The sequence below is a fragment of the Bradyrhizobium sp. SEMIA genome, assembly GCF_014844175.1.
GTDB classification, from domain to species: Bacteria; Pseudomonadota; Alphaproteobacteria; order Rhizobiales; family Xanthobacteraceae; genus Bradyrhizobium; species Bradyrhizobium arachidis.
The window spans coordinates 8,262,547-8,288,952 of the sequence record NZ_CP046601.1; the positions used below are offsets into that span (position 1 = coordinate 8,262,547).

The following is a 26,406-nucleotide window of genomic DNA, read 5'->3' on the forward strand; positions in this document are numbered from 1 at the left end:
TCTGTTTCGCACCGTCAACACCGCCCAAACAGGAACCTCCCATGCCCCGACCGCGCATCATGGTCATCAACCCGAACTCCAACCACGTGGTCACCGCCGGCCTTGCCGAGGCGTTGAAGCGGCTGTCCTTTGCCGACGGTCCGGAGATCGTGTGCGAGACCCTGACTGAGGGACCCTACGGCATCGAAAGCCAGGCCGACGCCGAAAGCGTGGTGATGCCGCTGCGGCGCACCGTCGCCGGCGACAACGAGTCGGCGGCCTTTGTGATCGCCTGCTACAGCGATCCCGGCCTGCATGTCTGCCGCGAAGCCACCACGCGGCCGGTGCTGGGCATTGCCGAATGCGGCGTGCTGACCGCGCTGACCCGCGCCGAGACCTTTGGCGTGATCGCGATCGCGCAGCGCTCGATCCGCCGGCACATGCGCTATCTGCGCCAGATGGGCCTGATGGATCGGCTGGCCGGCGAGCGTCCGCTCGACATGAGCGTGGCGGAAACCGCATCGGGCGAAGGCACGCTCGCCAAGATGATCACAGTCGGCCGCGCCCTGAAAGAAGAAGATGGTGCCGGCGCCGTCGTGATGGGCTGCGCGGGCATGGCGCGTCATCGCAAGCCGCTCGAGGACGCGCTCGGCATTCCCGTGATCGATCCGACCCAGGCCGCCGTGACCATGGCGCTGGGCGCCGTGCAATTCGGCGCGTCGTGACGCGGTGGTTGGCAGGCTAGCGTGCTTCACGCGCCCGCCTCGCCTGCCAATCGTCATAGCTCTCGCGATCCATCGCGAACATGTCGCGCTGGGTCGAATAGAGATTGCCGAACAGCCGTCCGATCGGCTGATAGGTCGCCATGTCGACATACATGCGCGCCGGATCAAGCAGCCCTTCGCGCGCATGCAGATGAAGCACTTCGCCAACCAGCAACTCGCGGCCTGGACCAAATGCGAGCGAGACCTGACGCCGGCATTCCAGCGCGAAGGGCGCTGCGGCCAGCCGCGGCACCTTGACCTCGGCGCTGGCCTCCGCCGTCAGACCCACGGCCGCAACCTCGCTCTCGCCGGACGGGAAGTCCACCGCGCAGTCGTTCATCACTTTCGCCAGCGCCTCGTCCACCATATGCACGACGAATTCACCGGTGCGGTGGATGTTGCGCGTAGTGTCCTTGAACCGGCCGTCAGGATGATGCTGAAGGCCGAGCACGATCAACGGCGGGTCCTCGGAGAACACGTTGAAGAAGCTGAACGGCGCCGCGTTGAGCGCGCCGTTCTCGTCCATGGTCGTGACGAAGGCGATCGGCCGCGGCACCACCACGCCGCACAGCAGCTTGTAGCGCTCCCGAGGCGCAAGGTCGCGAAAGGAAAGGCTCGTCATCACACCACGTCCTTCACGGCGGCGGGATCGCGCCGGTACGGCTGGTGATCAGGCCATAATGCTCGGTGCGACGGTGGGCTGCGAAATTGAAGATGGTCTGCTTGCCGAACGCGGTGGCGTCGAGATCGCAAGGATGCACCAGCAGCTCGTCATCCTCGGTCTTGGCTTCGGCGACGATCTCGCCGTCGGGATTGACGATGAGGCTACCGCCGATCAGGGGATGGCCGTCCTCGTCACCGGCCTTGGCGACCGCGACGACCCAGCAGGAATTCTGGTAGGCACCGGCCTGCGCCGAGAGGCGGTTGTGGAACAGCCGCTTCTCCGGCCCTTCGTCGCCCTTCTGCGCGTTGACCGATGGCGTATTGTATCCGATCAGCACCATCTCGACGCCCTGCAGCCCCATCACGCGGTAGGTTTCCGGCCAGCGGCGGTCGTTGCAGACGGCCATGCCCATGATGCCGCCGAGATTGCGCCAGACCGGAAAGCCGAGATCGCCCGGCTCGAAATAGCGTTTCTCCAGATGCTGGTGCGTACGTTCCGAATCGAACTCGGCATGGCCGGGCAAATGGATCTTGCGGTACTTACCAGCGATATTGCCGCTGCGGTCGGTGAGGATCGCGGTGTTGAAATGATGGCCATCCGGCGTCAGTTCGGCATAGCCAAAGCTCATCGCCATCTCGTGGCGGGCCGCGCGCTCGAACAGCGGCCGCACGGCCTCATTGGGCATCTCGCGCTCGAACCAGCCATCGGCATCGGCGCGGTTCTCCATGTACCAGCGCGGGAAGAAGGTGGTCAGCGCGAGCTCGGGATAGACGATCAGGTCGGCACCTTTCGCCTTGGCTTCGTCCATCAGCGCGAGCATGCGCCTGACCACGACATCGCGTCCCTCCGCGCGCTGGATCGGGCCCATCTGGGCTGCGGCGACGTTGATCATGCGCATAGTCGTTGCTCTCCTTGCAGACTCAGCCGGCAAACGCCGCCTGCGCTTCCGGCAGATCCCAGATCTTGCCGATCGCAGCGGCCCCCGCCGAGGTGATGGCGGCTTCATCACCATGAACGTAACGGCCGGCATCGATCAGCACCCGCCCATCGACGATGACCTGATCGACATTTGCGCGGTTGCCGAGCGCGACCAGCGCGCGGCGCGGATCGAACAGCGGCTGCAGGTGCGGATGGGTCATGTCAATGATGGTCAGATCGGCCGTTGCGCCGGGCGCAATCGCCCCGAGATCCGGACGCTTCACCAGCGAGGCAGTGGTCGCGGTCACCGCCTCGATCAAGTCAGGGGCGCTCGCGACCTCGGCGCGTTGCAGCGCAAGTTTCGAGATCATCGAGGCCGCGTTGAGCTCGCCGAGCAGGTCCATGTTGTAACCGTCGGTGCCGACCACGGTGCGCACGCCATGTTCGGCAAACCGGCCGAATGCCGCCGTGACGCCGGATCGGGCGAACACCCGCGGGCAATTCAGCACCGCGGCGCCGCGCGCCGCCATCAGCTTCAGATCGCTGTCGGAGCTCGCGATGCAATGCGCTGCGAGGAGATCGGGAGCCAGCAGGCCCAGCCAATCGAGATATTCAGCCGGCGTGCGGCCGTCATAACGCTTGCCAATCGTTTCCACCTCGGCCCGGCTCTGCGCCAGATGGGTGGTGATGGGCACGCCGAGCTCTCGGGCGCGCGCCGCGCACGCCTTGAGCAGGTCAGGTCCGCAGGTGTCGGTCGCATGCGGGCTCATCGCAAGGCCGATCCGGCCGTCGCCGCAACCATTCCAGCGCTGATAGAGCGCGTTCCAGGCGGCCAAGTCTGCCGCGCCGTCGTCGCCGTCATATCTGACCACGCCGTCCGGGCCAGCCTTGGCGTCCGAGGTCGAGAACAGATAGGGCGCGCCATAGAAGCGGATGCCCATCTCCTCGGCGGCATCGAACATTTCAGGGATGGTGTTGCGGAACGGCTCCATCACCGTGGTCGCCCCGCCCTTGAGTAACTGCAGAATACCGAGCCGCGCGACTGCAAGGCGCTCCTCGGCCGAAAGCAGATCGGCGCCACGCTTGGTCAGCGGTAGCAGCACCGTATACACGATGCTCTGATTGTTGCGCCGGCCATTGCCGTCCTCGGTGTGGCTGCGCGCCACCGCCTCGCTGAAGCAGTGATTATGCAGGTTCATCAGGCCCGGCAGGATGAAGCGGCCGGGACGATCATGAACCTCAGCGGCGAACGGCCTGTCCTTGGTGACCGCCGCGATCGTCTTGCCTTCGATCAGCACCCAGTGATCGCGCAGCACATCCTGCGCGCCGTCGCGGCGAGATAGTACATAGCTGCCGAAGATCGCGATGCTGCTCATGATGGACGCACATTCCAGAAGACCGCGGTGCCGTCGAGGATGCCGGTGATGCTCTTGCGGTAGGCGGTCGGTTGCTTGTACAGGCCGATCGGAAAATACGGGATCTCGTCAAACGCCAGCGCCTGGATCTCGCGGCAGATCCGCTGCTGCTCTTCGAGCGACGACGCCGTGAGCCACTGACCGCGCAGGCCGCCCATTCTTTCGCTGCTGTACCATCCGGCGACCTTCCCTTCGCCGCGCAGGTTGGTGTTGCCGGCCGGGTTGAGCCAGTCGATGCCTTGCCAATTGCCGACGGCAGCGCTCCAGCCGCCCTTGTCGATTGGATCCTTCTTGAGCTGACGCTGCAGCACGACTGCGAAGTCGAGTGTCTGATGATCGACGTTCATCCCGGCCCTCCGCAGCATGTCGGCCGCAACCTGGCCGAGCGGCTTTTGCGCGGCCGAATTGCCCGGCGACAGCAGCACGACCTTCTCACCACTGTAGCCAGCCGCCGCCAGGTCGGCCTTCACCTTAGCCATATCGCGCGGGCCGCGGAAGACGTCGAGCCCGACGTCATTGGCCATCGGCGTTCCCGGCGCGAAATAGCCGATCGGCGAGAGCTGGTACGCCGGATCTCCACCCGCGACTGCGGTCATGAAGTCGGCTTGATCGATTGCACCGAGCAGCGCACGGCGGATCGCCGGATTGTCGAACGGCGGCTGCAGGTGATTGACGCGGAGCATGCACGCATAGCCGCGGGGGTCGAGCACACGCGTTTCGACCTCGTCGGACTGCTTCAGCACGGGCAGCAAGTCGTGCGGCGTGGTTTCCTGCCAATCCTGCTCGCCGGTCTGGAGGGCCGCCACGGCTGTCCCCGGGTCCGGCGTCGTGGTCCACACAACGCGGTCGTAGTGCACGATCTTGGGACCGGCGGTCCAATCCGGCTTGCCGTCCTGGCGAGGCTGATAGCGCTCGAACCGGGCATAGGCGTTGCGTACGCCGGGCACGCGCTCATCCGCGATGAAGCGGAATGGCCCGCTGCCGATCACTTCGGTGACCGGCTTGAGCGGATCCTGGCTCGCAAACCGCTCGGGCATCATGAAAGCGGCATGCACTGCGGCCTTGCCGAGCGCCTGCGGCAGCAGCGGGAACAGCCGCCGCAAGCGGAAGCGGATGGTACGGTCATCCGGCGCAGACAACTCTTCGGTCGCCGCCATCAATTCGCCGCCGAACCCGTCGCGCGAGGCCCAGCGGCGGATGCTCGCGACGCAGTCACGCGCCAGCACCCGCTCGCCGTCATGCCAGAAAAGCCCGTCGCGCAGCGTCAGGTCCCACTGCTTAGCGTCATTGGAGACGACATGGCCCGACACCATCTGCGGCGAGACTTCCAGCGCCGCATTCATGCCGTAGAGCGTGTCGTAGACCATGAAGCCGTGGTTGCGCGACACCTGCGCGGTGGAATAGACCGGATCGAGGAAAGCCAGATCGATCACCGGGATGAAGCGCAGCGTGGTCTGCGATTGCGCGCGCACGATGCCCGGCAAGGAAAAGGCAGGCGCCATAGCGGCCGCACGAAGCAATGACCGGCGGGAGAACTGCATCGAAGACTTGCCCATGCTCATCAGCGCGACTGACCGGCGGCTTCATGCTTCTGGAAATTCGCGGCGATCGCCTCCCCGGTCGTGATCCACAGGTCCGGACAGGATTTGGCGTAGGCCAGGAACTCGCGCAGCAGACGGAGCCGCATCGGACGGCCGCTGCATTGCGGATGCAGCACGGTGGTCACCATCGCGCCCCAGTCACGGACCTCATCCAACTCGTCCTTCCAGATCGAGAGCACATGCTCCTTGGGAAAGATCGAGCGCGGGCTGAAGCGCGCCGAGAGGCCGTGCATCCAATCGTCATAGCTCGCGGTGACCGGCAGCTCGATCGTGCCGGGTTTGCCGTCGGCCAGGCGATGACGGTAAGGCCGCACGTCATCGCGGAACGATGATGTGTAGACGATGCCGTGCCGGACCAGCGCCCGGCGCAGCTCCTCGGTAAATTCGCCATAGGGCGCACGATAGCCGATCGGCCTGACGCCCAGCCGCCGCTTCAACGCCTCGAAACCACGCTCCAGCTCCTCCTCGATCCAGGGATCGCCGGGATCGGGCAGCAGATGATGATAACCGTGATGGCCGATCTCATGACCGGCCTTGAGGATGGATTCGGCCATTGCCGGATGCGCATCGACCGACCAGCCGGTGACGAAGAACGTCGCCTTCAGGTCGAGCTGATCGAGCAGCTCCAGCAACTTCGGTGTGCCGACCCGCGCCTCATAGCCGCCATAGCTCATGGTGATCAGGCGCTGGGCGTGCACGGCGTCCTTGCTGGTCCAGGCGCTCTCAGCGTCGACATCGAACGACAGGAACATCGCCGACCTCCAAGGCTTCGGCCAGGGATAATTCGGTGCCGGATCCGCGGTGTTCGCCGGGACGAGCGGGATGCTCTGGAGTGCCTTACTGTCCAGCATTGATGGTCGCCTTCTCCACGCCGTTGTCGTTCAATTTCCACTTCGCCAGCAGGGCGCGGTAGGTGCCGTCGGCGATCAACGCGTCGAGCGCCTCCACGAAGGCCTGATGCAGGGCTTTCTCCTTCACAGGCAGCGCGATGCCGGTGAACTGCGCCGCAATGGCCTGGCCGAGCGGTGCGTAAACGCCGGGCTCCTGATTCATGATGTAGGGCAGCGTCTCGTTGCCCTGGACGGCCGCGTCGATCCGGCCCTGCTTCAACTGCGTCCGCGCGTCCGCCGAGCCTTCGGTGCCGACGAACACAATGGGATTGCTGCCACAATGGGCCGCGCTCCACGCCGCGATCTGATCCGGGAACATGGTGCGGCGGCTCGCTCCGACTTTCCTACCGCACAGCGCCGCCATGTCCTTGAATTCCGCGGCTCGCGACTGCTGCACAAAGAACTGCGGGCCGCTGCGCAGATAATCGACGAAGGTTGCCGCCTCATGCCGCGTCGCATAGTCGGTGAAGCCGGACAGGATCGCATCCACCCGCCCCGACGAAATCGACGGCATGAACTGCGCGAAGCTTGTCTCTTCCCACTCCAGTTTGACGCCGAGCTTGCGACCGAGCGCCTCGCCGAGATCGATATCGAATCCAGTCAGCGCGTTGGTGGCGGGATCGCGGAACTCCATCGGCGGGTAGTTCGGCACGATGGCGACCTTGATGCTGCCGCGCTTCGCAATCTCCGCAGGCAGCTCGACCGCGAAGGCCGGACCGGCCACAATCATCCCCAGTGCGCCCGCAACAACCAGCCTGATCATCAACTCTCCCCCCATCAGATCACCGCCGCCAGAAACGCCTGTGTGCGCGCCTCACACGGCGCCCCGAGAACGTCGGCGGCGCGCCCGGACTCCACGATTGCGCCATGGTCCATGTAGACGACGCGGTCCGCGACCTCGCGGGCAAAGCCAAGCTCGTGCGTCACCACCATCATGGTCATGCCGCTCTGCGCGAGCTCCCTCATGACAGCCAGCACCTCGCCCACAAGCTCGGGATCGAGCGCGCTGGTCGGCTCGTCGAACAGCATTAGCATCGGCTTCATCGCCAGCGCCCGCGCGATCGCCACGCGCTGCTGCTGGCCGCCCGAAAGCTGCGACGGATAGGAGTCCGCTTTCGTCGCAAGCCCGACACGCCGCAGGAGCTCGATTGCCTCGGCGCGCACCTCGCCCGGGTTGCGGCCCTGCACCTGCACCGGTCCTTCCGTGATGTTCTCCAGCGCCGTCTTGTGCGGAAACAGGTTGAAGCGCTGGAACACCATGCCGGTTTTCAGCCGCTGCCGCGCGATCTGCCGCTCGGTGAGGCGGCGCAGCTTGCCGCCCTCCTCGCGGACGCCCAGCATCTCGCCATCCAGCCAGATACCGCCGCTGTCGATCACGGTGAGCTGGTTGATGCAGCGAAGCAGCGTCGTCTTGCCAGAACCTGACGCACCGATCAGACACAGAACCTCGCCCGGCCACACGTCGAGCGAGACATTCTTGAGAGCCTGGAACTCTCCAAAGGCCTTGCTGGCGGAGCGGATCGCGACGAGCGGTTTCGTCATCGGTTGATCCGTGCCGTTCCACGCGCAAAATGGCGCTCGAGCAACATCTGCAGCGGCGTCAGGATCGATACCACCAGCAGATACCAGCAACCGGCGACGATCAGAAGCTCGATGACGCGCGAATTCGCGTAGTAGATATTCTCGGCGTTGTGCAGCACCTCGGGATACTGGATCACGCTGGCGAGCGAGGTCGCCTTCACCATGCCGATGAACTCGTTGCCGAGCGGTGGGATCACCACCCGCATCGCCTGAGGCAGGATGATCCGCCGCAGCGCCCGCAGCCGCCCCATGCCGATCGCCTGCGCCGCCTCATACTGCCCGGCGTCGACCGACAGCATGCCGGCGCGCATCACTTCCGACGTATAGGCACCCTGGTTGATGCCGAGCCCGAGCAGCGCTGCGAGGAACGGCGTCATGACGTCAACGGCCCGCGCCGTCCACAGGCCGGGAATACCGATGGTCGGAAACACCAGCGCGAGGTTGAACCACAGGAGGAGTTGCAGGATCAGCGGCGTGCCGCGGAACAGCCAAGTGTAACCTGCGGCAACCGACTTCAGCACCGGATTGGGTGACAGCCGCATGATTGCCGCGGCCACGCCGAGGACGATGCCGAGTGCCATCGCGAGCACCGCCATCACCATGGTGTTGACGATGCCCTGGAGGATCACCTTCGCGGTCAGGAAGCGGCTGACATAGGACCATTCGATCTGGCCATTGGCAAAGGCGCGAGCGATCGCCGCAAGCACCACGACGATCGCGGCCGCTGCCAGCCACCGCCGCCAGTGGATCTCCCGCGCGATCTGCATCTGCGAGAGATCAGGAAATCCGTCTGCGAGGGTCGGGGATGCCCTCATTGCGGCGCTGCGTTCATCAGGGGCTTCTCGACCGCATTCGCACCCAGCCCAAATTTGTCGAGGATCCTCTTGTAGGAGCCGTCGGCGATCATCGCCGCGAGATGTTCTGTCACTACTTCGCGCAGTGCGGCATCGTCCTTGCGGAACATGATGCCCTGATAACCCGTGGACAACTGCTCGCCGATGACGCGATATCTGCCGGCCTCCTGCTGCTGGGCATAAGGCAAGGTCTCGCTGCCCTGCACGGCGGCATCGATGCGGCCCTGCTTGAGCTGATTCCGTACATCGATCGAGTTCTCGCCCGGAACATACTGGATCGCTGGCTTGCCTGCGGCCTCGCAATTCTGCTTGCTCCACTTCTCGATCTCGAGCGGGAAAGCGGTGCTGCGCGTGGTACCGACCTTCTTGCCGCAAAGATCGGTGGCGATCTTCGCCACACTCTCGGCCATGACAAAGAATTGCGGTCCCGTCGTCAGGTAATCAATGAAATCCGCCGTCTCGCGCCGCGAGCTGCGATCCTGAATGCCACTGATGATGAAATCGGCGCGCTTTGTCTGCAGCGATGGAATAAGCTCGGCGAACGGCGTCTCGCTCCAGACGATCTTCACACCAAGCCGCTTGGCAAGCTCGTTCGCGAGATCGATGTCGAGCCCGACCAGTTCGTTGGTCGCGGGATCGCGATATTCCATCGGTGCATAGGTCGAGTTTACCGTCAGCTTCAGCGCACCGGCTTGCTTGATCTCCGCAGGCAGTTCAGCTGCCCGCACCGAAGTGGCTGCGACGAGCACGGCAAGGCCAAGCAAAAGCGAGAGGCGTGTCATGTCAGCTCCTTTGCCAACGCTGCAACCGGCCGCGTGTCAATCCATGTCGAGAAGCGCCGGCTCGATGACGCCGGCGCGTTCGGTGATCGCCCGGTACTGCTCGGGCCGCCGGTGGGCCGCAAAATTGAACATCTTGTCCTTGCCCTGACGGCAGAGATCGAGATCGATGTCGGCGACGATGACTTCGTCGGCGAGGGTCTTCGCCTGTGCAACGATCCTGCCATTCGGATCGACGATGCAGGAGCCGCCGATCAGGCCGGAGCCATCCTCGTCGCCCGCCTTCGCCACCGCAATCGCCCAGGTCGCGTTCATGTAGGCGTTGGCCTGTGCGACCAGCGTCGAATGGAAGGTGCGCAGCGCGGCATCCTCGCTGGTCCCGCCGTTCGGATCGTAGGCCGCGGAGTTGTAGCCGATGCACACGAGCTCAACGCCCTGCAGGCCGAGCACCCGCCAGGATTCCGGCCAACGGCGATCGTTGCAGATCATCATGCCCATGATCGCCTGTCCCCACGCCGAACCGGTGCGGAAGGCCGGAAAGCCGAGATCGCCATACTCGAAATAGCGTTTCTCGAGTTGCTGATAGCGCGCGCCCGCCCGCGGCTCGACCGAGCCCGGCAGATGCACCTTGCGATAGCGGCCGATGATCTCGCCGACGTCGTCGACCAGGATCGCGCAATTGTAGCGCCGGCCATCTGCTGTCAGCTCGGCATAGCCGACATAGAAGCCGACGCCGAGCGCGCGGGCGCGGTCGAACAGGGCTTGGACAGCCGGGTTCGGCATGCCGCGCTCGAAATACTGATCGAGCCCATCGCCTTCGAGCAGCCAGCGCGGAAAGAACGTCGTGAAGGCCAGTTCGGGAAACACCACGAAGCGCGCGCCTTGTTCAGCCGCCGCATCCAAAAGTTTCAACATGCGATCGAGCGTATGCGCGCGGGTGTCTGCTCTTTGCGTCGGCCCCATCTGGGCGGCCGCAGCACGAAGGACGCGGGTCAAACATTGCCTCCAAATCAAGCGGACTGCTGCCTCGTTAGGCGAACCGATTTTCCCTTCGGCAGCGCACTTTCCGCAGTGCATTACAAGAAAGCTGGACAGCGTTGGCAATCACTCGTGCTATGATATTTTCAGCCGAACTATAACGGGCACGAATAGATGAACCTGCGCCAACTCGAAATTTTGCGTGCGGTCGTTCGACACCGGACAACGGTCGCAGCAGCCGAGGAGCTGTCACTGTCACAGCCGGCGATCAGCAACGCGCTGAAGGCGATGGAGACGCAGGCGGGCTTCGCCTTGTTCGAGCGCGTCAACAACCGCCTGTTTCCGACCGCGGAGGCGATGGCGCTCTACAAGGAAAGCGAGACGATTTTTGCGCTGCATGCCAAGCTGGAAAACCGCGTCCGTGACCTCAGGGAATGTCGCACTGGGCATCTGTCGATCGTCGCAACGCCGCCGCTGGCCTACAGCATCATCCCGCCCGCATTGTCGGTCTTCCTGCGTCGGCGGCCGCAGACGCGGATGTTCTTCGACGTACGCCGCTATGAGGGTATCATCGACGGATTGCTGAGCCGGGTCGCCGAGCTCGGCTTCGTGCTCGGCTTCTCGCATCATCCGGGCATCGCGCATGAAGTGGTCCACACCGGCGAGATGGTCTGCGTCATGCCGCCGCAGCATCCGCTGGCGGACCGCGCGGTGATCACCGCGTCCGATCTCGTCGATCTCCCCTTCATCGGGCTCGAGCGTGGAACACAGTTGGGTGAGGCCGTGCGCGCGAGTTTTGCTTCGGCCGGCGCTCCATTCCAGCCGACCGTCGAGGTGCGATACTGCAACACCGCCTGCGTGCTCGCCGCGGCAGGCGTCGGCGCGGCGGTGGTGGATCCATTCTCGCCGCACCAGGCTGGTAATCAAGGGCTGGTCATACGCCCCTTCCTTCCCAAGACACCTGCTCTGGCATACATGCTGTGGTCGGAGGCCGAGCCGCTCTCGCGTCTTGCAAGAGTGTTCCTCGATGAAGTCCGCCGAGCAAGCCGACAGCTTGAATGATGGGCGCATTTACTCTGACTGCACAAGCCGACGTCGTACCTAGTCAGGCCGCCCGACCACGCGCGAAATCGTTCTGATGTGCCGCCATCATCCCTGTCCGGCGATCCGCAAGGCAAGGTCGAGTGCCCGCAACTCATCCGGTGTCGCCGGCGGCTGCGGCGGCCGCACCGCGTCGCATGACAGGCGTCCGAGCAGCTTCAGGCAGGCCTTGAGCCGCACCGTTGCCCGTCCTCCGGGCGGATCGCGGTAGATCGCAGCTGCCAGCGGATACAGCTTGTCGTGCACCGCGCGAGCCCGCGGCCAATCGCCAGCCTCCGCCGCGATCCAGAGGCTGACCACCAGTTCCGGAACGACACAGGCGAGACTGACTTGGCTGCCGGCCGAGCCGACGAGATAGCTCGTCAGCAGGTGCTCATCTCCCGAGCCGAGCACGGTGAAGTCCGGCCGCAGCTTGCGGATCAGCCTCAAATTCTGTTCGTAGGCAGCGACCTCCCAGCTGCCCTCTTTGATCGCGACGAAGCGAGGGTCGGCGACGAGTTGCTCGAGCAGCGGCGACACATAGGCCATTGCACCCGCACCGACTGGCGCGGCGTAGAGCATCAGCGGCACGGTCGTGGCATCGCGGATACGGCGGTGATGTTCGATAACACAGCCGTCGGCGTGACCGAGCGCCCAGCTGTTGGGCGGAAACACCAGCAGCCCGTCCGCACCCGCCTGCTCCAGCGTGGCTGCCTCTCGCGCAGCCTCCAGGCTGGATTCATGATTGACGCCAGAGACGATCAGGCAGTCCTTCGGAGCGTGCTCTCTCGTCAGCTCCACCACGCGTTGCTTTTCAGCGAGGGACAGCACGAAATTCTCGCCGGCGTGGCCGTTGACCAGGAGCCCGTTGATGCCGGGCGTGGAGGCGACCGAGGCGAGATGCGCTGCAAGCTTCGCCTCGTCGATCCCAAAGTCCGGCGTCATCGGGACGATCGTCGCAGCATGAATGCCGCGAAGCCGATCGCCAAATGTCCGCGTCCTGACCGACATCCGCTAGTGAATGATCTGGTCGAGGAACGTCCGCGCCCGCTCCGACTTTGGATTCCCGAAGAACTCCTCCGGCGCGGCCTGCTCGACCACCTTGCCTTCGTTCATGAACACGATGCGGTCGGCGACCTCGCGGGCAAAGCCCATCTCATGGGTCACGCACAGCATGGTCATGCCCTCTTCCGCTAGCTTCTTCATGGTCTCCAGCACTTCCTTGACCATCTCGGGGTCGAGCGCCGAGGTCGGCTCGTCGAACAGCATGATCTTCGGCCGCATGCACAGTGCGCGCGCGATGGCGACACGCTGCTGCTGGCCGCCCGACAACTGCCCAGGGAATTTCTCGGCCTGATCCGGAATCCGGACCTTGGTGAGGAAATGCATGGCGAGATCCCTGGCTTCCGCCTCGGACATGCCATTCACGGTCATCGGAGCCAGGATGCAATTCTCCAGCACAGTCATGTGCGGAAACAGATTAAAACTCTGGAACACCATGCCGGTGTCGCGCCTGACGGCGTCGATGTTCTTGCGCTGGCGATCGAGCTCGACGCCGTTGACGTAGATCAGGCCCTCGTCGTGCTTCTCGATGTGGTTGATGCAACGAATGAGCGTCGACTTGCCCGAGCCGGAGGGACCGCAGACCACGATCTTCTCGCCCTTGGCGACCTTGAGATCGACCTGGTCCAGCGCGGTGAAGTCGCCATAGTGCTTGTAGACCGCCTCCATGCGAACCGCAGGCTCCTCACGGAGCTGCGGCTGAGCTGCTGCATCTTCGGCCGGGTTCATCGACATCTCGCTCATGCCCGGGCCTCCACGCTCGCCTGTGCGACCGGCGTCCTGGCCGCGACCTTCCTGGACTTCGCAACACTCGATCGACCGAAATGCTTCTCGAGCCGGCGCTGTACCGCATCCCAGACCGATGTGAGGATCAGGTAATACGCCGTTGCCGCCGCATAGACTTCGAGGATCTGGAAATGCTCCTGCATCAGCATGTCGCTGCGGCGCATCAGCTCCTCGACCGAGATCACGGACGCCAGCGAGGTCGCCTTCAACAGCGAGTTGATGGAGTTGCCGAGCGGCGGGATCATCAGCCGGAACGCCTGCGGCAGGGTCACCCGGCGGAACGTCACCCATGGCGACAGGCTGAGCGCCCAGGCGGCTTCGCGCTGCCCCGCCGACACCGCCATGAAGCCGCTGCGCACGATCTCGGCGAGGTAGGCCGCCTCATTGAGGATCAGGCCGACCAGCGCGCAGGTGATCACGCTGAACTTGATGCCCAGCTGCGGCAAGCCGCTGTAGATCACGACCAGCTGGATCAGGAGCGGCGTGCCGCGGAAGAACCAGATGTAGAACCGTGAGATTCCTGACAGCACCGGATTGGACGACATGCGCATCAGCGCGATGCCCATGCCAAGGATCAATCCGCCGATGACCGCCGCCACCGTCAAGCCGATGGTGACGAGCACCCCCTTCATCAGGAAGTAGTTGAAGAAATAGTTGACGGCTGCCGTCGGACTGAAATGGCTCATCGGCTCGTCTCCGTATCTCAGGCCGGTCCGGGGCCGGCGATCGCGAGCGGCTGGTCGGCCGGCATGGCCGTCAAGCCGAACTTATCGAACAGCGCCTGATAAAAGCCGTCAGCCCGCATCGCGTTGAGCGCCTTGACGACGGTATCGGCGACCGTTCTATTGCGGAAACCGAGCGTGGTCCTGGCCGTGCCGAGCCCGCTCAGGACTTCCTTCACGCGGCCACGGCCGACGAGGTCGCGCGCCACGCTGTCCACCAGCAGCGCGTTGTCAACCTGGCCCGCGAGCAACGCACTCACGACGTTGGTCGCGGTCGGGAATGTACGCATCTCGACGGCTGCGCCGCCCTTCGCCACGCTCGCATCGCTGAGTTTCTTGAGCCAGTTCATCTGGTAGCTGCTGACCTCGACCGCGGATGATTTTCCGATCAGATCGTTTTCGGTAGCAATTTTTGTACCGCTGTCGGGCGCAACCACGACCGAGATTGCCTGAACGGCGTACGGCACCATGTACATCAGCTTCGAGCGTTCCTCGGTCCAGAACATGCCGGTATTGACGCCGTCGATGCGCGCTGCGCCCAAGGCAGGAATCATGGCCGGAAAATCCATCCGGACGAGTTCGATCGGAAGACACAACCGCTTGCCGAGCTCGGCGGCGAGTTCCACGTTGAGGCCCTGCAACTGACCGTCCTTGTCGACGAATTGCTGCGGCGGATTGGTCGGATTGATCGAGAGCTGCAATTTTCCGGGCACGATCAGATTGTCGTCGGTGATTGCGGGCGTACAGGCGGCATGCACCGCCGTGGATGCGAGAACGAGTGCGGCAGTCACACCCAAGCGAAGCAGTGTCGAGACCATGTGATACCTCCAGTAAGACGCCAATGACCGATGCAATTCCTCGCCCGGGATTCCCCTCGACGTTTCTTGGATGCAGCCGGCCGGGCCTCGCGACACGGCAGGCAGCATCGTCTTCGAACTGCTCAAGCCGGTCCCGACATCGGCCTGAGCTGGATGCGCATGAAATTCCTCACCAGGGATTCGAACGGACCAAAACCCTTTACCCTCAGGAACTCAGGCGTCTCGAACGCCCATCGCCCCGCGACCTCGTACATGGCGGCGTATTTCGGTCCGTCACCGATGGAGACGAAGCGCTTGGCCGAGAGCCAGCCGGGACAAGCGAGCAGATCAGGGAAATGCTTTTGCTCGTACCAGGCGTTGAACGCAGCCTCGTGCTCAGGATCGATGTCGACCCGCACGATATGGATGAAGGCTTCGTCCGGCATCAGTTGGTCCCTCATGCCATGCGAATGTCGCCGGCCGCGCGCGCCGCGCCGACCGTCGTTGCAATGGCGTCGCACAGCGCAGGCAGAACCGGCAGCAGTGGCGGCCGTGGATCGGCGTTGCGGATCAGGCCGAGCGCCTTCAGCCCGACCTTCATGCGGGTGTGCATGTCCATGATCGGGGCAGGCCCATAGATGGCGCGGACGATCGGATAGAGCCGCTCGTTGACAGCGCGCATCGCCTCGAGGTCGTCGGCGAGCGAGGCCTGCCAGAGCGCTGCGAACAGCTGTGGCGCGAGGCTGACGAGGCCCGAGAGAATGCCGTCGCCGCCGACGGCCAACTGCGGCAGGAACCAGTTGAAGTTCGACGGCAGGATCGCGACCGAGGGATCGGCCTGCTTCACCGCACGGCGGTTCTCGTCATAGGCCAGCATGGTATCGCTGCCTTCCTTGATGGCGATCACGCTATCGAGGGCTGCGAGTTTCGCGAGCGTCTCCGGCGAGTAGCCGAAGCCGGACGCGAGCGGATACTGGAAGATCGACACGGGAATTCCGATCGCGGAGCTCACCGCCTGCACGAAGGCCACCGGCGCGCGCGAAGTCGCCGAGGCACCGCCGCCGAGCGGCGCGGGCGGGAACAGCACGGCACAATCGGCGCCGGCAGCTTCCGCGAGCTGGGCCTGATGGATCGCCTCCGCGGTGGAATGCGCGATGATGCCTGAAAGCAGCGGCTTGCCGCCGATCTGCCGGCGCGTCCGCTCGATCACCGCCTGACGTTCGTCGTCCGAAAGCGATCCGCCCTCGCCCGCGTGGCCGTTGACGAACACCGCCGCGATGCCATCCGGGCAAGCGCAATAGTCCAGCACGCGAGCATAGCCGTCCCAGTCGATCGAGCTGTCGTCTTTGAAGGGCAGCACGGTCGCGACCGTGACGCCGCGCAGGTCAGGTTTCTTCATCGGCTTGCTCATGACGGTTTCCGCCGTGGAAATTTGAGGCTCGCGCGAGCTTTCAGCACTTCGAGGCCGCCCTCGTTGCGGGCGCTCGCCTCCCAGATGATGGTGCGGGTTTCGTCGTGCTGCTCGGCGATCCAGACGTCGAAGGTGAGCGTGTCGCCGTAGAACACCGGACCGGTGAACCAGAAACGGTCCTCCACCGACACGCCGACGGTGCCGACCAGCTCGCTGGTCAGGATGCTGGTGCAGAGGCCCGCAACCATGATCCCCGGTGCGAGCCTGCGGCCAAAGCGCGTCGCGCCGGCATAGACCTCGTCGACATGAACCGGGCCGAAATCGCCGGTCGCGGCAATATAGAGCGCGCCATCGGCCTCGGTGATGGTCTTGCTGAGGCTGACCCTGTCGTTCACCTTGAGATCGTCGAAGGATTTCGGCTCGTACATGGCTCAGACCTTCGCGAAGGGAACCAGCGTCGCGGTGCCGTCCACTACAGTCGCGCCTGAGGGTGACAGCATGCAGGTGACGCGACAGATCGCTTCATCGCCTGCGACCGAAACGATCTCGGCCCTGGCCTCGACGGACTCGCCGACGATCACGGGCGCAGCGAAATTCAGCGCGATGCTGCCGATCCGCCGCGTCGGTCCACCGAGCTGGCTGAGACAGGTCGTGGCCAGACCACCGACGGCGAGCTCGAAGGCCACCATGTTGGAGGCGCCCGCCTTCTTGGCACGGACGGCGTCGACGTAGAGACCGCCGAGATTGCCGCTGATGCCGGTGAACATCGCCTGCTCGGCCACCGTCATGGTCTTGCGGAAGGCGAAGACTGCGCCCGGCTTGAGAGGTGCGTGAGGCATCGGTCGTTTCCCTAGAGCTGCAAGCCGTTCTTGATGGTGCTGCGCGCAACCAGCATGCGGTGAATCTCGGAAGTGCCGTCATAGATGCGGGTCACGCGAGCGTCGCGATACATCCGCTCCAGCGGCAGGTCCTTGCTGAAACCCATGCCGCCGAACACCTGGATGGCGCGGTCGACCACCCGGCCCTGCATCTCGGACGCCGCGACCTTGATCATCGAGACCTTGTCGCGTGCATCCCGTCCCTGATCGATGTCCCAGGCAGCGTTCATAACCATCATCTTCACGCCGAAGATCTCAGTGGCGGAATCCGCGATCAGCTTCTGCACCATCTGGAAGTCGCCGATGAGCTGGCCGAACTGGCGCCGCTCGCCGGCGTGCTTGCGCATCATCTCGAGCGCGCGCTGCGCCATGCCGACCGCGCGGGCGCCGATATGGGCGAGGCGGATCTGGAGCACGCTCTGCATGATCAGCTTGAAGCCGCCGCCGACCTCGCCGAGCACGGCCGCCTTCGGAATGCGGCAGTCCTCGAAGCTCAGCTCGGCATGGCCATAGCCGCGGTGGCCCATCATCGGCTGGGTGCGCGCGACCTTGAAGCCGGGCGTGCCGCGATCGACCAGGAACAGGGTGATGCCGCCGCGTGCGCGCTTGTCCTTGTCGGTGAGCGCCATCAGGATCACGTAGTCGGCGATGTCGCCGTCACTGATGAAGTGCTTGGTGCCGTTCAGCACCCACTCGTCGCCATCGAGATGCGCCGTCGTGCTGATCGATGCGGCGTCGGACCCCGCGCCGGGCTCGGTGATCGCCATGGCGCAGATCTTGTCGCCCTTCACCGTCGGCAGCAGATAACGCTCGACCTGATCTCTCTTGCAGGCCATCAGCATCGGATAGACCTGACCAAACACACGGCGGATCAGGGCATCAGAGGTTTTCCCGAACTCTTCCTCGACCAGGCAATGCTCGACGCAGGACAGCCCACCGCCGCCGACATCCGCCGGCATGTTCATCGCGTAGAGGCCGAGCTTCTGCGCCTTGGCCTTGGTGACTGCGAGCGCTTCGGCCGGCACCTTGGCGGTCTGCTCCACCTCGTCCTCGAGCGGCTGCACCTCCGTCTCGACGAAGCGTCGGACGGTGTCGACGAGCAGGCGCGTATCCTCAGGCAGCGAGAAATCGATCATCGCGCCACTCCCACAGCCTTGCCGACGATCATGGCGTCGATGTCGGCGGCACCGTAACCGATCTCGCCGAGCACCTCGCGGGTCTGCGCACCGAGCCGCTGCGGCACCAGCCGCACCTCCGGCGTCTGGCCGTCATAGCGCGCGGGATGGGCGACCATCCGGATCGGCGCGCCGCCGGCACTCTCGGCGGTCTTGAACACACCGAGATGCTTGAGCTGGGGATCGGATTCGAGATCGCGATAATCCTGCACCGGCGCATGCCAGATCTGCGCCGCTTCGAGCGAGGGCAGCCAGCCGGCCGTCGACTTCTGCTTCAAGCGGGCTGCAACGATCCGCGTGATCTCCTCGCGCTTCGAAAAACTGTCGGCGTCGCCGAATTGCTTCAGCGCTTCGCTCTCGAGCGCGACGGCCAGTGCCTTGGGCGCTGCCATCGAGATCGCCATATGACCGTCCGCCGTGGCGTGAACACCGTACGGCCCGGGGCTGAACCACGCCGCGATACCCGCCGGCCCGCGCGGGGTCGGCGACGGTGCGCCGTTCAGCCAGGCCGTCAACGGCTCGACCTGGAGATCGATCGCAGCCTGATAGAGGTTCACTTCGACGAGCTGCCCCTTCCCGGTCTTCGTCCTTGCGAACAATGCAGCGAGAATGCTCATCGCATAGAGCGAGGCAGCATGCTGATCGACGATCACCGCGCCGACCGCCGTCGGCTCGCCATCGGCACGCCCCGTCCGCATCGCAAGGCCTGACATCGCCTGAAGCAGCAGGTCCTGGCCCGGGCGGTCCTTGTATGGCCCTTCCGATCCGAAGCCGGTTGCCACCGCGTAGATCAAGCCGGGATTGATCGCCTTCAGCGTGTCATAGCCAAGACCGAGCTTGGCCATGGTGCCGGGGCGGAAATTCTCCATCACGACATCGGATGTCGCGACCAGCTTCTTCACCGCGGCAATGCCGTCGGGATGCTTGAGATCGACGGCGATGCTGCGCTTGTTGCGCCCGGTCGCCAGATGATTGACGCTATCGCCCGCCACGAAATGATTGGCGACCGCCCAGTTGCGCTGAAACGCGCCCTCGATCGGCTCGACCGCGATGACGTCGGCGCCGAGATCGGCGAGCGTCTGCGCGGCGAGCGGCCCCGCTAGGTAATGATTGAAGCTGAGGATCTTGACGCCGTCGAGCAGGTTCATCCGTTCACACCTCAGTTCAAGTGGCCGCAACCGGCGCACCGCGCCACGCGAGATCGAACGTCTTGACCAGCGCCAGCGCGGCCGCATCCTGCGCGGGAGGCAGCGGCAGCCGCGGCGAGCGCGGATGGCCGACCGCAAAGCCCATATGCCCGAGCAGCGCCTTGCTGCCGGCGACATAGGCCTGGCCGCCGACGAATTCGATCACCGGCAGGTATTTCAGATAGAGCTCGCGCGCTTCCTTGATCGCGCCGTGGTCGGCGACGAGGCTGAAGATGCGGGCCATCTCCGCCGGGACCACGTTGGACGCCACGGCCACCCAGCCCTGCGCGCCCTCGACGAAGGATTCGAAGCCGAGGATGCCGCCGAACACGGTCATCCTGTCACCGCAGAGGCGGATGATGTCGCGCACGCGCGTCACCTCCAGCGTCGACTCCTTGATATAGAGACAATTGTCGATCTCGGCGATGCGCGCCACCAGAGGCGGCTTGAGATCGACATTGGCGGTCGCCGGGTTGTTGTAGACCATGATCGGCAGCGCAATCGCGTCGGCCACCGTCTTGTAGTGATGAACGAGCTCGTCGTCGGTCGGCGTCGAATAGAAAGGCGGGATGATCATCACGCCGTCGGCGCCCAGTTTTTCAGCACGGCGACTGAGGCGGACCACCTCGCGCGTATCCTCCGCGCCGGTGCCGATCAGGACGGGGACGCGGCCCGCGGCCTGGCGAATGACGACCTCGGCGACCAGCGCCTTCTCGTCATCGTCCATGGACAGGAACTCGCCGGTCGAGCCAAGCGGAATCAGCCCGTGAATGCCCTGCGCGATCTGCCAATCGACGAAGGCGCGCAATGCAGCGACATCGACCTCGCCCGCTGCCGTGAACGGGGTGATCATGACGGTGTAGGTGCCGCGGAACGTCTTCATCAGGGAACTGCCGGGTGCTCGGGTGCACTCAAGGGATGGACGCCGCCTGCGGAATATCCGCATGCATTATGCAATCGTTTGCATAAATGGCTCCGCATTGGGCAACACCATCCATTTTTTGAGCTTGATCCGTGCGGAATAAGCTCTTAGCGTTTCTGCAATCGTTTGCAGTCTATCGGCAGGTTTGATGAGCGTCACGCTCAAAGATGTGGCACAGGCGGCCCGTGTTTCAGTCAGCACTGCTTCCCGAGCGCTGACGGGAACCGGCCTGACCAGTGAGCGCACGCAGCAGCGCCTGGTGCGCATCGCACGCGAGCTCGGCTATCGGCCGAACCCGATCGCACGGGGCCTCAAGACCGGGCAGTCGCGACTCGTTGCACTTCTCGTCCACAATCTCACCAACGCCTCGTTCCAGGTGATGGCCGAAGTGGTGCAGGCGCGCCTCAAGGCGCTGGGTTATCAAATGCTTCTGTGCATCGGTGGCGACGATCCGCAGCAGGAGAGCGATACCCTCACCACGCTGGTCGACCACCGCATCGACGGACTGATCGTGGTGCCGACCGGCAAGAATGGCGCGCAGCTCAAGACACTCGCGAAAGATGTGCCCATCGTCTGCCTGGTGCGGCGCGATGACGCGACCGATCTCGAGACCGTGCTCGCCGACGATCCGCAAGGCGCTTATCTGGGCACGCGCCACCTGATCGAGCTCGGGCACAAGCGTATCGGGCTGATCGTCGGCCGCCAAGACACGACGTCCGGCCGCGAACGGTTGTCCGGCTATGTCCGCGCGCTGCGCGAGGCCGGCATCGCCAAAGACGACACATTGATTCATGCCGGCCATTTCGTGCCCGAGATCGGCGCAACCTGCACCCGCAAGCTGCTCGACCTTCCCCGCCCGCCCAGCGCGATCTTCGTCGCCAATCACGAGGCAACACTCGGCGTCCTGCGCGTAACGGCGGAGCGCAACATCGCGATTCCCCAGGATCTCTCCCTGCTCTGCTACGAGGACATGCCGTGGTTCGAATGGCATCGTCCGGCCATCAGCATCGTCGACAACGGCGCACGGGATCTTGCCAATCTCGCCGTCGACCGGCTGCTGCAGCGGATGGACGCCAGGGGCAACGGCAGTGACGGCGTGCGCGAGTATCGCGTCGGCGCCCGACTGATCAAGCGCGACTCCTGCCGCCAGATCGACGTCCCGGCCCCTGTGAAATCCGCGAAGTCCAAGTCGTCTTCATCTAAATCGTCTGCGGCCAAATCCGCGAAGGTCTGATCGATGCCCTATGTCGAAGTGCTCGCCCCACAAGTTCCATCCCAGCGCAAGGCCGCGCTGGCGCGGACCGTAACTGACGGCCTGATGTCGGCGTTCGGCGTCACCGCTGATACTGTCACGCTCTACTTCCTGCCGATTGCGCCCGACGACTACGCCCACGCCGGCACGTTCGGCGCTCAGGCCACCGGCCAGCGCATCCTGCTCAAGGTCCACGCCTTCCGCCGCAGCGAGGCCGAACGCCGCGCCGCCGCCATCGCACTGACCCGGGGCGTGTGCAGCGCCTATGGCGTGCCGGGCGACGATGTCGCGGTTTATTTCCTCGACCGTGACCGCAGCGAAGTTGCCCACGATTCCAAGCTCGCCAGCGACTGACGGGAGCACGCCATGGACCGCTTCTACAGCCAAGACCAGAAAGCCCTGCGCGAGACCGCCCGCCGCTTCGCGGAAGCCGAGATCCTGCCGCGGGCCGCTGCGATCGATCGCGAGGACCGGTTCGACCGCTCGCTCTACAAGGGCATGGCCGATCTCGGCCTGTTCGGCATCTGCCTGCGCGAAGGCGCCGGTGGCGCAGGCCTCGATGCCGTCGCGGCCTGCATCGCGATGGAGGAGCTGGCGCGCTGTTCCGGCGCGGTCGCCAACGCCTTCGCGATCCCTGTCGAGGCCGTGCTGTTCTTCGATCATCACGGCACCGAAGTGCACAAGGCGCTGATCCCCAAAATCCTGAGCGGCGACATCATTCCGGCCACCGCCGTCTCCGAGCCCGACCACGGCTCCGACGTCGCGGGTATCCGCACCAACGCCGTGCGCGAGGGCAATGGCTGGCGGCTCAACGGCACGAAAGCCTGGGTAACGCTCGGCGGCGTCGCCGACCGTATCATGGTGTTCGCGCGCACCGGCCCGGAAGCGGGCCACCGCTCCATCTCCTGTCTCCTCGTCGACGGTGCCCTGCCCGGCATCGCTCGCGGCAAGAACGAGGAGCTGCTCGGCATGCACGGCCTCGACGACTGCCAGATCACCTTCTCCGACGTGCGACTTCCCGCCGACAGCGTGATGGGACCGGAGAACCAGGCCTTCAAGATGGCCATGAGCAATTTCAACTTCAGCCGGCTGATGATGGCCTCGATGGCGCTCGGTATGGCGCAGGCCGCTTTCGAGGACGCCACGACTTACGCAAAGGACCGCAAGCAGTTCGGCCAGGCCATCATCGGCTTCCAGGCGGTGCAGTTCATGCTCGCGGACATGTCGACCGACATTGCGGCTGCGCGCCTGCTGATCCATCACGCCGCGCGCCTGCACGATGCCGGCGAGCCGATCGCCAAGGAGGCGGCGCAGGCAAAGCTATTCACCACCGACATGGCGATGAAGCACGTCTCCAACGCGCTGCAGATCCACGGCGGCAACGGCTATTCGCGCGAATACCGCATCGAGCGCATCTTCCGCGACGTCCGCCTCGCCCAGATCTACGAGGGCACCAACCAGATCCAGCGGCTGATCATCGCCCGCCAGGTCGAGAAGGAGGCCGCGTGATGCGGGAAGCGCCGTCATGCTGAGCATCATCACAGCGGCGGAGGCCGCCGCTCTCATCCGCGACGCTGACACGTTGATCGTCGGCGGCAATGGCGGCACGGGCGCTGCCGAAGCCATCCTCGACGCGCTGGAGCAACGATTCCTCGGCGGCCAGGGCCCACACGATCTGACGCTAATCAACATCACCGGCGTCGGCGCAGTGACCGAGAAGGGGCTCTGCCATCTCGCCCATGAAGGCCTGATCGCGCGCGTGATCGGCGGTAATTTCGGGCTTCAGGTGCCGTTCATGCGCCTCGTCCGAGACGAGCTGATCGACGCCTACAATTTCCCGCAAGGCGTGATGAGCCAACTCTGCCGCGCCATGGCTGCCAAGCATCCCGGCGTGCTCACGCATGTCGGCCTCAACACCTACATGGACCCGCGCCAGGATGGCGGGCGCATGAACAAGCGCACCACCGCGCCGCTCGTCGACCTGCTCGAGCTGCACGGCCAGTCATGGCTGCTCTACCGCGTCCCTGCCCCACCCGACGTCGCCATCATCCGCGGCACGTCGGCCGATGAAGACGGCTATATCAGCATGGAGCACGAGGGCACGACGCGCGAGGATCTCTCGATTGCCCAGGCCGTGCACAATGCCGGCGGCACCGTGATCTGTCAGGTCAAGCGCATCGTGAAGCGCGGCTCGATCCATCCGCAGATGGTGAAGATCCCGGGCTTCCTGATCGACCACGTCGTCCTCGAGCCCGAGCAGATGCAGACCTACGGCACCGCCTATGATCCGGCGCGCTGCGGCGAGGCGCGCGTCCCTGAGGCACTGATCACGCCCGATCCGCTCACCGAACGCCGGGTGATCGCTCGCCGCGCCGCCTTCGAATTGCGTCCGCGCGACGTCGTCAATCTCGGCGTCGGCATCTCCGCGATGATCCCGAATGTCGCGGCCGAGGAAGGCATCTCCGACCTGATCACGCTGACGGTCGAATCCGGCGTGGTCGGTGGCGTACCCGGGCATGCGCGCGAATTCGGTACCGCGATCAACCCGCGCGTCATTCTCGACCAAGCCTATCAGTTCGACTTCTACGATGGCGGCGGCCTCTCCTGCGCCTTTCTCTCCTTCGCGGAAGTGGACGAGACCGGCAACGTCAACGTCACCCGCTTCGGCGAGCGCCGCGACGGCTCCGGCGGCTTCATCGACATCACCCAGAACGCCAAGCGGCTGATCTTCAGCGGCACCATGACCGGCGGCAAGTTCGATATCGGCGTCGAGAACGGCCGCCTCGCGATCCGGCGCGACGGTGCCTTTCGCAAATTCGTTTCACAAGTGGGCCAGATCAGCTTCAGCGCCTCGCTCGCCGCGCAGCGTGGCCAGCACGTCAGCTACGTCACCGAGCGCGCCGTGTTCGAGCTCGAGAACGGCTTCGTGACCCTGACCGAGATCGCGCCGGGCGTCCGCCTCGAGGAGGACATCCTCGCCCATATGGGTTTCAAGCCGCGCATCAGCCCGCATTTGAAGGACATGGACCCGCGCATTTTCCGGTCCGGCCCGATGGGAATCGCGCAGAGCTTCAAGGCGCTGCCGGCGCGGCCACGGAAAGTCGCCTGAGGAATCAGCATGGACACGAGCGCTCCCATCAATCTCCGCTACGAGGACATCGCGCTCGGCGCCGAGTTCGAGACCGCTGCGCATACCGTGACGGAGGCAGACATCGCGACCTTCGCCGACGTCACGCGCGACCATCATCCGCTTCACATCGACAGAGGCTACGCGCGCTCCCGCGGCTTTCCCGCCGTGATCGGCCACGGGCTGTTTGGTCTCTCGCTGATGGAGGGACTGAAGTCTGAGCTGAAGCTGTATGAGGGGACCTCGGTCGCCTCGCTCGGCTGGGACGAGGTGAAATTCAAGGGCCCCATCGTCGCCGGCGACACCTTGCGCGTCCGCTTCCGCTTCGTTGAGAAGCGGCCGACCAAAAATCCGGGGCGCGGCATCGTCGTCGAGACGCTCGACCTCCTCAACCAGCGCGACGAGGTGGTGACCGCGGCGCGCCACATCTCGCTGATCCTGACCCGGCAAGCCTACGCGACGGCGCCCACATGACGAGACATTGAAGAAGACGCGGACCGGAGAACGGCTCCTCTGCCACCCACGATTTGATCGGAGTATTCAGATGCGACTTCCCAAAACCTTCTCCGCCCTCCTCCTTCTGGCCGGCCTGACGCAGGCCGCCGGTGCTCAGACCTGCTCGCCGAAGGTACCGGCGTCCAGCCTGATCGAGGCGCCGAAATGGCAGATGTCGATCAACCCGACGCTGCCACCGCAGCAATTCGTCGACGACAAGGGCGAGCTGCAGGGCCTCAATGTCGAGCTCGCCCGCGAGATCGCCAAACGCATCTGCATCGAGGCGGTGTTCCTGCGCATGGACTTCCCGCCGATGATCCCGGCGCTGCGCTCGGGGCGGTTCGATGCCATCAACACCGGCCTGTTCTGGACCGAGGAGCGCTCCAAGATGCTCTACCTCGTGCCTTACGCGCAGCAGGCGATCAGCATCTACACCGATCCCTCCTCCAGCCTGAAGCTCGAGAAATTCGAGGATCTCGCCGGCCGCGTCGTCGGCGTGGAATCGGCGACCTACACCGAGCGCAAGGCGCGTGAGTTCAGCACTGCAATGGAGGCCAAGGGCCTCAAGCCGATCGAGCTGCGCACCTTCACCACCGTCACCGCCACCTCCGCGGCGCTGCGCGCCGGGCAGCTCGAGGCCGCGCTCAACATCAACGAGACCGCCAACTCGCTCGAGCAGAAGGGCATCGCCAAGATCTGGGTCCGCGACATCGCCGGCACCGACATCACCTTCGCCTTCCGCGACAAGCAGCTCGCCCAGGCCGTCGCTGATGCCCTCACCGCGATCCGCGCCGACGGCACCTACGACAAGCTGTTCGACAAGTTCGGCATGACCAAGCTGAAGGCGACCACGTTCGCGATCCGCGGCGACGGGCCGACGAATTGACAAGCCCGCGCTGCCTCATGTGCGGCAGCGCACATACGACACAAGAACGTGGCCTAATGAATTCGTGCACCGCAGGCCGTTCTTCAAGCTGACAGGATTCTAAGGCTTGCGAAGCCGTCGACGCATGTCGGTCGCGGACAGCGCCTGAAGTGCGACATCCAGCTCGATCTTCTCGATCACGTAACCAACGTCTCGCCCATGCC

General features: G+C 64.7%; 29 protein-coding genes. 8 read left to right on the top strand and 21 right to left on the bottom strand.

Features of this window, described 5'->3' with window-relative positions:
- Positions 1 to 41: 41 nt before the first annotated feature.
- Positions 42 to 704, top strand: coding sequence for an aspartate/glutamate racemase family protein (locus FOM02_RS39640; protein WP_027557175.1), 663 nt, complete (start codon positions 42 to 44; stop codon positions 702 to 704).
- A 16-nt stretch (positions 705 to 720) separates the two neighbouring features.
- Here the strand turns inward: FOM02_RS39640 and FOM02_RS39645 are convergent, their stop codons facing one another.
- Genes FOM02_RS39645 through FOM02_RS39690 form a run of 10 tightly spaced genes read right to left on the bottom strand, consistent with a single transcriptional unit; the run spans position 721 to position 10,441 of the window.
- A complete protein-coding gene (locus FOM02_RS39645; protein ID WP_027557174.1) occupies positions 721 to 1,365 on the bottom strand; it encodes a flavin reductase family protein in 645 nt (214 codons plus the stop codon).
- A 13-nt stretch (positions 1,366 to 1,378) separates the two neighbouring features.
- Entirely contained in the window at positions 1,379 to 2,305 is a 927-nt protein-coding gene (locus FOM02_RS39650; protein WP_027557173.1) for an N-carbamoyl-D-amino-acid hydrolase, read from the bottom strand.
- Positions 2,306 to 2,327: 22 nt separating this feature from the next.
- Positions 2,328 to 3,701, bottom strand: a complete 1,374-nt coding sequence (locus tag FOM02_RS39655; RefSeq protein ID WP_027557172.1) for an amidohydrolase family protein — start codon at positions 3,699 to 3,701, stop codon at positions 2,328 to 2,330.
- Entirely contained in the window at positions 3,698 to 5,281 is a 1,584-nt protein-coding gene (locus tag FOM02_RS39660; RefSeq protein WP_027557171.1) for an ABC transporter substrate-binding protein, read from the bottom strand. The genes FOM02_RS39655 and FOM02_RS39660 overlap by 4 nt, the downstream gene beginning before the upstream one ends.
- Before the next feature lie 20 nt (positions 5,282 to 5,301).
- A complete protein-coding gene (locus tag FOM02_RS39665) occupies positions 5,302 to 6,192 on the bottom strand; it encodes a polysaccharide deacetylase family protein (protein ID WP_027557170.1) in 891 nt (296 codons plus the stop codon).
- Complete coding sequence (locus FOM02_RS39670; RefSeq protein ID WP_027557169.1) at positions 6,179 to 6,994, bottom strand: ABC transporter substrate-binding protein; 816 nt, start codon at positions 6,992 to 6,994, stop codon at positions 6,179 to 6,181. The genes FOM02_RS39665 and FOM02_RS39670 overlap by 14 nt, the downstream gene beginning before the upstream one ends.
- A gap of 14 nt (positions 6,995 to 7,008) precedes the next feature.
- Positions 7,009 to 7,773, bottom strand: a complete 765-nt coding sequence (locus tag FOM02_RS39675) for an amino acid ABC transporter ATP-binding protein (protein ID WP_027557168.1) — start codon at positions 7,771 to 7,773, stop codon at positions 7,009 to 7,011.
- On the bottom strand, positions 7,770 to 8,627 hold the full coding sequence (locus FOM02_RS39680; RefSeq protein WP_027557167.1) for an amino acid ABC transporter permease: 858 nt from the start codon (positions 8,625 to 8,627) through the stop codon (positions 7,770 to 7,772). Before FOM02_RS39680 ends, FOM02_RS39675 begins: the two co-directional genes overlap by 4 nt.
- The gene (locus FOM02_RS39685; protein WP_027557166.1) at positions 8,624 to 9,448 is read right to left on the bottom strand and encodes an ABC transporter substrate-binding protein; all 825 of its coding nucleotides are present in this window, start codon (positions 9,446 to 9,448) and stop codon (positions 8,624 to 8,626) included. The genes FOM02_RS39680 and FOM02_RS39685 overlap by 4 nt, the downstream gene beginning before the upstream one ends.
- Before the next feature lie 36 nt (positions 9,449 to 9,484).
- Positions 9,485 to 10,441, bottom strand: a complete 957-nt coding sequence (locus FOM02_RS39690) for an N-carbamoyl-D-amino-acid hydrolase (RefSeq protein WP_265441003.1) — start codon at positions 10,439 to 10,441, stop codon at positions 9,485 to 9,487.
- A 156-nt stretch (positions 10,442 to 10,597) separates the two neighbouring features.
- Here FOM02_RS39690 and FOM02_RS39695 point away from each other — a divergent pair, with 156 nt between their 5' ends.
- On the top strand, positions 10,598 to 11,485 hold the full coding sequence (locus tag FOM02_RS39695) for a LysR family transcriptional regulator (protein ID WP_036055481.1): 888 nt from the start codon (positions 10,598 to 10,600) through the stop codon (positions 11,483 to 11,485).
- An 87-nt stretch (positions 11,486 to 11,572) separates the two neighbouring features.
- On the opposite strand, the gene FOM02_RS39700 is transcribed toward FOM02_RS39695, so the two are convergent.
- The 11 genes from FOM02_RS39700 to dapA all read right to left on the bottom strand — a co-directional run bounded on the left by FOM02_RS39700 (position 11,573) and on the right by dapA (position 20,407).
- Positions 11,573 to 12,514: a dihydrodipicolinate synthase family protein gene (locus FOM02_RS39700; protein WP_027557164.1), complete on the bottom strand. Its 942-nt coding sequence runs from the start codon at positions 12,512 to 12,514 to the stop codon at positions 11,573 to 11,575.
- A 3-nt stretch (positions 12,515 to 12,517) separates the two neighbouring features.
- Positions 12,518 to 13,309 (bottom strand): amino acid ABC transporter ATP-binding protein, encoded by a 792-nt coding sequence (locus FOM02_RS39705; protein ID WP_027557163.1) that lies wholly within the window; start codon positions 13,307 to 13,309, stop codon positions 12,518 to 12,520.
- A complete protein-coding gene (locus tag FOM02_RS39710) occupies positions 13,306 to 14,037 on the bottom strand; it encodes an amino acid ABC transporter permease (RefSeq protein ID WP_027557162.1) in 732 nt (243 codons plus the stop codon). Before FOM02_RS39710 ends, FOM02_RS39705 begins: the two co-directional genes overlap by 4 nt.
- Positions 14,038 to 14,054: 17 nt before the next feature.
- Positions 14,055 to 14,891, bottom strand: coding sequence for an ABC transporter substrate-binding protein (locus FOM02_RS39715; protein WP_027557161.1), 837 nt, complete (start codon positions 14,889 to 14,891; stop codon positions 14,055 to 14,057).
- Between the two features lie 122 nt (positions 14,892 to 15,013).
- On the bottom strand, positions 15,014 to 15,316 hold the full coding sequence (locus FOM02_RS39720; protein WP_092218603.1) for a DUF4286 family protein: 303 nt from the start codon (positions 15,314 to 15,316) through the stop codon (positions 15,014 to 15,016).
- Between the two features lie 11 nt (positions 15,317 to 15,327).
- A complete protein-coding gene (locus FOM02_RS39725; RefSeq protein ID WP_027557159.1) occupies positions 15,328 to 16,281 on the bottom strand; it encodes a dihydrodipicolinate synthase family protein in 954 nt (317 codons plus the stop codon).
- Positions 16,278 to 16,709 (bottom strand): MaoC family dehydratase, encoded by a 432-nt coding sequence (locus FOM02_RS39730; protein WP_027557158.1) that lies wholly within the window; start codon positions 16,707 to 16,709, stop codon positions 16,278 to 16,280. Before FOM02_RS39730 ends, FOM02_RS39725 begins: the two co-directional genes overlap by 4 nt.
- A 3-nt stretch (positions 16,710 to 16,712) precedes the next feature.
- Positions 16,713 to 17,120 carry a MaoC/PaaZ C-terminal domain-containing protein gene (locus FOM02_RS39735; protein WP_027557157.1) on the bottom strand — a complete coding sequence of 136 codons (408 nt, stop codon included), beginning with the start codon at positions 17,118 to 17,120 and terminating at the stop codon, positions 16,713 to 16,715.
- An 11-nt stretch (positions 17,121 to 17,131) separates the two neighbouring features.
- On the bottom strand, positions 17,132 to 18,295 hold the full coding sequence (locus tag FOM02_RS39740; protein WP_035729909.1) for an acyl-CoA dehydrogenase family protein: 1,164 nt from the start codon (positions 18,293 to 18,295) through the stop codon (positions 17,132 to 17,134).
- Complete coding sequence (locus tag FOM02_RS39745) at positions 18,292 to 19,482, bottom strand: CaiB/BaiF CoA transferase family protein (RefSeq protein WP_027557155.1); 1,191 nt, start codon at positions 19,480 to 19,482, stop codon at positions 18,292 to 18,294. The genes FOM02_RS39740 and FOM02_RS39745 overlap by 4 nt, the downstream gene beginning before the upstream one ends.
- A gap of 16 nt (positions 19,483 to 19,498) precedes the next feature.
- Positions 19,499 to 20,407 carry a 4-hydroxy-tetrahydrodipicolinate synthase gene (gene dapA, locus FOM02_RS39750; protein WP_027557154.1) on the bottom strand — a complete coding sequence of 303 codons (909 nt, stop codon included), beginning with the start codon at positions 20,405 to 20,407 and terminating at the stop codon, positions 19,499 to 19,501.
- A 184-nt stretch (positions 20,408 to 20,591) separates the two neighbouring features.
- On the opposite strand from dapA, the gene FOM02_RS39755 reads away from it, so the two are divergent.
- The 6 genes from FOM02_RS39755 to FOM02_RS39780 all read left to right on the top strand — a co-directional run bounded on the left by FOM02_RS39755 (position 20,592) and on the right by FOM02_RS39780 (position 26,203).
- Complete coding sequence (locus FOM02_RS39755) at positions 20,592 to 21,677, top strand: LacI family DNA-binding transcriptional regulator (protein WP_027557153.1); 1,086 nt, start codon at positions 20,592 to 20,594, stop codon at positions 21,675 to 21,677.
- 3 nt (positions 21,678 to 21,680) lie between these two features.
- Complete coding sequence (locus tag FOM02_RS39760; RefSeq protein WP_027557152.1) at positions 21,681 to 22,049, top strand: tautomerase family protein; 369 nt, start codon at positions 21,681 to 21,683, stop codon at positions 22,047 to 22,049.
- A 12-nt stretch (positions 22,050 to 22,061) separates the two neighbouring features.
- A complete protein-coding gene (locus FOM02_RS39765) occupies positions 22,062 to 23,204 on the top strand; it encodes an acyl-CoA dehydrogenase family protein (RefSeq protein ID WP_027557151.1) in 1,143 nt (380 codons plus the stop codon).
- 16 nt (positions 23,205 to 23,220) lie between these two features.
- Positions 23,221 to 24,804 carry an acyl CoA:acetate/3-ketoacid CoA transferase gene (locus FOM02_RS39770; protein ID WP_027557150.1) on the top strand — a complete coding sequence of 528 codons (1,584 nt, stop codon included), beginning with the start codon at positions 23,221 to 23,223 and terminating at the stop codon, positions 24,802 to 24,804.
- Positions 24,805 to 24,813: 9 nt separating this feature from the next.
- Entirely contained in the window at positions 24,814 to 25,296 is a 483-nt protein-coding gene (locus tag FOM02_RS39775) for a MaoC family dehydratase (protein ID WP_027557149.1), read from the top strand.
- 70 nt (positions 25,297 to 25,366) lie between these two features.
- Positions 25,367 to 26,203: an ABC transporter substrate-binding protein gene (locus tag FOM02_RS39780; RefSeq protein ID WP_027557148.1), complete on the top strand. Its 837-nt coding sequence runs from the start codon at positions 25,367 to 25,369 to the stop codon at positions 26,201 to 26,203.
- Positions 26,204 to 26,406 lie beyond the last annotated feature (203 nt).